The following is a 5241-nucleotide window of genomic DNA, read 5'->3' as shown; positions in this document are numbered from 1 at the left end:
ACTAACATCACTTACAGCACAACAGGTGCTACCGGAGCCACTTTCTCAGGGCTTCCTGCCGGTGTAACCGGTAACTTCTCGGGTGGTAACATCACCATTAGCGGTACTCCAACAGCAACAGGCACATTCAACTACACAATTACTTTGACTGGCGGTTGTGGAACCGTTACTGAAACAGGAACTATTGATGTTACTCCTGACAACACAATTTCGCTTACATCAGCTGCCGGAACTGACAACCAAACAGTATGTGAAAACTCAGCGATCACTAACATCACTTACAGCACAACAGGTGCTACCGGAGCCACTTTCTCAGGGCTTCCTGCCGGTGTAACCGGTAACTTTTCAGGTGGTAACATCACCATTAGCGGTACTCCAACAGCAACGGGCACATTCAACTACACAATTACTTTAACTGGCGGTTGTGGAACTGTTACAGAGACCGGGACCATCCAAGTTACCCCGGCAGCTTCTGCTGATGCGGGATCTGACCAAACAATTTGTGAAGGTGAAACAGTTGATCTCAGCACTTCAGGTACAACGCCATCAGCAAGTAACAACGCTGGTTTAACATGGACAACCTCAGGTGACGGGTCGTTTAGCAATGCCAATATATTGAATCCGATTTACACTCCGGGTCCAAATGACATTGCTAACGGATCGGTTACATTAACACTTACTGCAACCGGAAACGGATCCTGTGGTGACGCAACTGATACCATGACGATTACAATCAATGCAAAACCAACAACATCTCCAATATTCCACAACTAGGAACCGGAGCTAAAAACCTGAATGAAAAGTTGTCAATATAAACTCCTGATTCTTTTCATCTGTATAGTTGGATCGCAAAGTGTATTAGCCCAGGTGGTTGATACGCTTTGCGTTTCTGACCCTACAGGTGACTATCACGTTGACGGCTGGCCGGGAAGTACATTTGAATGGATTGTGCCTGATGGTCAAATCACCCGTGGCTCAGGCTCTGACTCAATCTCAGTCACATGGAACTCAACACCCGGGATTTATCCAATCAGCGTGGTAGAAACAAGTGCTAATGGCTGTATTGGCGACACTCAGTATGCTCAGGTTCTGATCATTGACCCTCCAAATCTCCAAATAAGCGGACCAAAAAGAGTTTGTGAAGGCGACACAGCTAAACTTACAGCGAGTGGAGGAATCGACTATGTATGGAATACGGGTGACACCGGTGAAGTTCTAACAATAAACCCTACTACTTCTCAAACTTACTCAGTAGTTAGCAATACCAAATGTGGGAATGACGCTACAAATTATGGTGTTACTGTTAAAGCTAAACCTGTTTTTAGTATTGAAATTAACGGGAAAAAATTCATCTGTGAAGGTGAGCAAACTCAGTTAGTAGCAACAGGAGATGCAACAGAATATTTTTGGTCTTCTCTTGGCTGGGGAAGCAGGCAACAAGTCACCAAAAACGGAACTTATGAAGTTACAGCATATTTAGATGGCTGTGAATCTTTTGATTCCGTAACCGTTGGCGAATGCCGAAACCTCGTTCCCTACAACACTTTCACACCTGATGGCGATGGCATCAACGATAAATTTGAGATCGATAAAATAGAGTATTACCCCAACGCACAGGTTGAAATCTACAACCGCTGGGGAGATGTCATTTACGAATCAACCGGCTATTCCAATCCGTGGGATGGAACATGGAACGGAACACCACTTCCTGTTGGAGCCTACTACTACGTGGTAGATCCAAAGGATGAGCGCGCTGAAAAAATTAGTGGTTACATCAATTTAATCAGGCGTTGATGAAACATTTACTATTTCTTCTGCTACTGTTATTATCGGTCAGATCCATGAGCCAGCAAGTTTACCAGTTCACCCAATACCAGGTAAACCGCTATCTCCTCAACCCTGCTGCAAGCGGAGTTGACGATCACACTGAAATAGTATCAGGATACAGGCAAATGTGGCTCGATTTAGAAGGAGCTCCAGAGAGTTTCTACTTAACAGCAAACATTCCCATCAACAAGCAGAAAAACAAAACATTTAAAAATAAACGAGCAAGACAATTCTACTATTCAAACAACAAATACAAACAACATCACGGCATTGGTATAATGATGTCAAAAGACGAGTTTGGTGCATTTCAAAAAACAAGAGTTCAGGCATCTTACGCTTTTCATCTTCCCGTAACCGGTCCTTATCGCATTTCCTTTTCTCCTCGTGTTGGATGGGGCGGTACAGCAATTGACGACAGAAAAGTTTCACTCAAGATTCAGGACGACCCCACTTACCAGTACTTTTTAGCACAGGGAGAAAACAAAAACAGCTTTGACCTGGATTTGGGTTTATGGTTCTACTCTGACAGGCTCTATGCCGGTTACTCCATGATTCAACTAATTCCGAATAACCTCACACCTGCTGATGTGTCAAAAGATGCTAAAATGTTAGCTCATCACCAATTGATGTTAGGCTATAGCTACATCGTTTATCACGCTAAAGATTTTGATGATCTCGAATCCCGCAATATCGTATTACATCCCGGAGCAATGATCCGTTATAAAGCCGGTGCCCCAGTAAATGTAGACCTCAGCTTAGAAGTGGACTTTGAACAGCGACTAAAAATTGGAACCACATGGCGCATGAATAATGCAATGGCTTTTTGGACAGGTGTTTACCTCGGTAAAACAGCTGAGCTCTACTATGCTTATGACTTACCAACTTCACAACTTCAGCCTTATCAACGCGGAGGTCATGAAATAACGCTTAAAATGAAATTATGGCGTAACCAATTCTCAACAAAATTTTAATCTGAGACATTTAAAATACTCCTCTAGCTTTAAAAAAGGGTTCATAATGTTATCGTAACAAAACCGTAAATCGATCAAAGCCGAAACTCAAAGCGGTTAATGATAATTTTGAAGTATCCTTTTCACCCATTCTATTCCGTTAATTGAGGTAATTTATAACATACAATTAACTACTAATATACATAGTTATGAAAACGTATTTGAGTTTTTTCGCAATTGCGGTTTTGAGTATTCTTAACGGAGTTGCTTTAGGGCAGACGACAATAACCATTGACTTCGAAACAGCAAATGATGGTTACTCGGCTTCAACAACATCTGGTTCGGGATTCACCGATGTCTTTAATAGGTCAAATCTAAACATCGGTGGGAATAACTCATTTATGTGGGCGGTTGAAGATTTTGGCGCAGGTTCAGGCGAGCTAGACTTGGATCCAATTAACATTACTGGTGCAACTGAGTTCACTTTTTCTATAGATATGATTGCACATCACTTCAAAGATTGGGATTCAACAGATGAATTGTTGATAACATACTCTACAGATGGTGGCAACAATTATTCTAACCTTATGTGGGTACAACATGTTAACGGTTCGGATGGCTATAATGAACCAGCAGCCTTAGACACTGATTTTGATGGAAATGGGAATTGTGGTACAGGGACTACTCTCCCAGCACTTACTACAGGAACCGAAGGAGGGTGCACAGTCTCTAATGATCAATTCGAAACATTTTCTACAACCATAACTGGTCTTTCTGGCGCAACAACACTAGATATCAATATTGAAGTTGTAAACCTAACTAGTGGCGATGAAGGTATCTATTTTGACAACATTCAAGTGACTCATAATGGAGGAATAGGCATTGCACCTCCCTCAACCTTTGAAGCCAATGCAAACAACATCTCTACTATCTCACTCGACTGGACGAAAAACGGCAACAACGATGATGTTATCATAGCGAGAAACACGAGTAATTCGTTTGGAACCCCTTCAGATGGAACAAGCTACTCTGTGGGAAACACATTAGGCGGTGCCGAAATCATCTACAAAGGTGGAGCTACATCTTATGTCGATGAGTGTCTAGATGGTGATCAACAATATTTCTATCAAATATGGTCTTACGACAACAATGATGATTACTCTTCAGAGTTGAGCGGTGATGCTACAACTGCAACTAAAGTAATATCTGGTGGTGGGGGAGCCACTTATACTGAGACCTTCATCAATATGGGTCCTGGTAATTCATACACAACTAAAACATGGAGTGGCGATAATGGATTTGGAACATGGACCGCCACTGATGCAAGAACTGATAGAACAATAAACGGTGATGCCATAACTGTAAGAAATGGAGAACTAACAAGTCCAACAATTTCAGGGGGGATCGATAATCTAACACTAACAACAGAAAGACAATATTCAGGAGGATCGGGTAATTTAACTGTAAAGGTTAATGGAAGCACTGTAGGTACTATTCCATATGACGGAACAACTCAAACATCAACGATTAACAACATTAATGTATCAGGAAACTTTACGTTAGTCATTGAAACTCCGAGCAATGGTGACAGAGTCGCTATGGATGACCTAACCTGGGATCAACCAGGTAGTGCTGCCCAATCCTCCACTACTCAAAACGGCAACTGGAGCTCAACAAGTACATGGGGTTCAGGTACAATTCCAGCATCAGGTAATGACATAGCCATCAAAAACAGCACAACTTTAGACGGAGACTACACCTGTGATACACTTGTTGTAAACTCCGGAGCTTCTCTAACCGTAAGCTCAGGCAATTCTTTAACAGTAAATGGAATATTCGTAAACAACGGAACAGTGACCATTGAAGATGATGGAGCATTGATTCAAACAGCTTCTTCAGATAACAACTGTGGTTCCGGATCATACACAGTAGAACGTACAGGGGGAAATTCTTCATCAGCTTATGATGGCTGGTCAACACCAATTGATGGGGTGAGTATTCACGATAACAGCGGTGTATTCAGCAGCACAAATCCGTGTGATATCTTTGTGTTTGACGGATCTGACCAAAGCTGGAAATACGACTTCCCAACAAACTACAGCACTACCTGCAACGGAAACGGAGTCACTTTTACAAGCCAATTCCTTATTTCCGGAGCTGATGGAAACATGGATGCCGGTCGCGGTTATTTAATTCCTGGGAATTCTACAGCCACGAGAACATTTAGCGGGAATAGCATAAATAATGGAGATTATACTTTTTCACTGGGCACTGGGACAAACCCAAACGACTCCCTCTCAAACTGGTCTGATGATTACTGGAACCTCATCGGGAATCCTTACCCGAGTGCTATTGATGTGAGTGATTTCTTAACCGCAAACTCTTCAAACCTCACAACGAGTGCGGTTTACGTGTGGTCAGATGACGGCACTTCCGGCTCAGGATACACAGAGTCTGATTACAT

Annotated in this window: 2 protein-coding genes and 2 pseudogenes; all 4 read left to right on the top strand. The window is 42.4% G+C overall.

The window, feature by feature from the left end:
* Nucleotides 1–774: pseudogene (locus tag RI557_RS11300) on the top strand (hypothetical protein); the annotation flags it as partial.
* Nucleotides 775–795: 21 nt separating this feature from the next.
* Nucleotides 796–1794 carry a gliding motility-associated C-terminal domain-containing protein gene (locus tag RI557_RS11295; protein WP_310667539.1) on the top strand — a complete coding sequence of 333 codons (999 nt, stop codon included), beginning with the start codon at nucleotides 796–798 and terminating at the stop codon, nucleotides 1792–1794.
* Entirely contained in the window at nucleotides 1794–2798 is a 1005-nt protein-coding gene (locus RI557_RS11290) for a type IX secretion system membrane protein PorP/SprF (protein ID WP_310683857.1), read from the top strand. Before RI557_RS11295 ends, RI557_RS11290 begins: the two co-directional genes overlap by 1 nt.
* A gap of 188 nt (nucleotides 2799–2986) precedes the next feature.
* A pseudogene (locus RI557_RS11285) lies at nucleotides 2987–5241 on the top strand (hypothetical protein); the annotation flags it as partial.

Source organism: Salibacter sp., from assembly GCF_031581065.1.
Lineage (GTDB): Bacteria > Bacteroidota > Bacteroidia > Flavobacteriales_G > Salibacteraceae > Salibacter.
The sequence above is the reverse complement of the archived record's forward strand: the minus strand, read 5'-3'. Positions and strand labels throughout refer to the sequence as shown.

Excerpts from the sequence above, each read along its gene's own strand:
- RI557_RS11295 (WP_310667539.1), top strand. The coding sequence starts at position 796 with ATGAAAAGTTGTCAATATAAACTCCTGATTCTTTTCATCTGTATAGTT.
- RI557_RS11290 (WP_310683857.1), top strand. The coding sequence starts at position 1,794 with ATGAAACATTTACTATTTCTTCTGCTACTGTTATTATCGGTCAGATCC.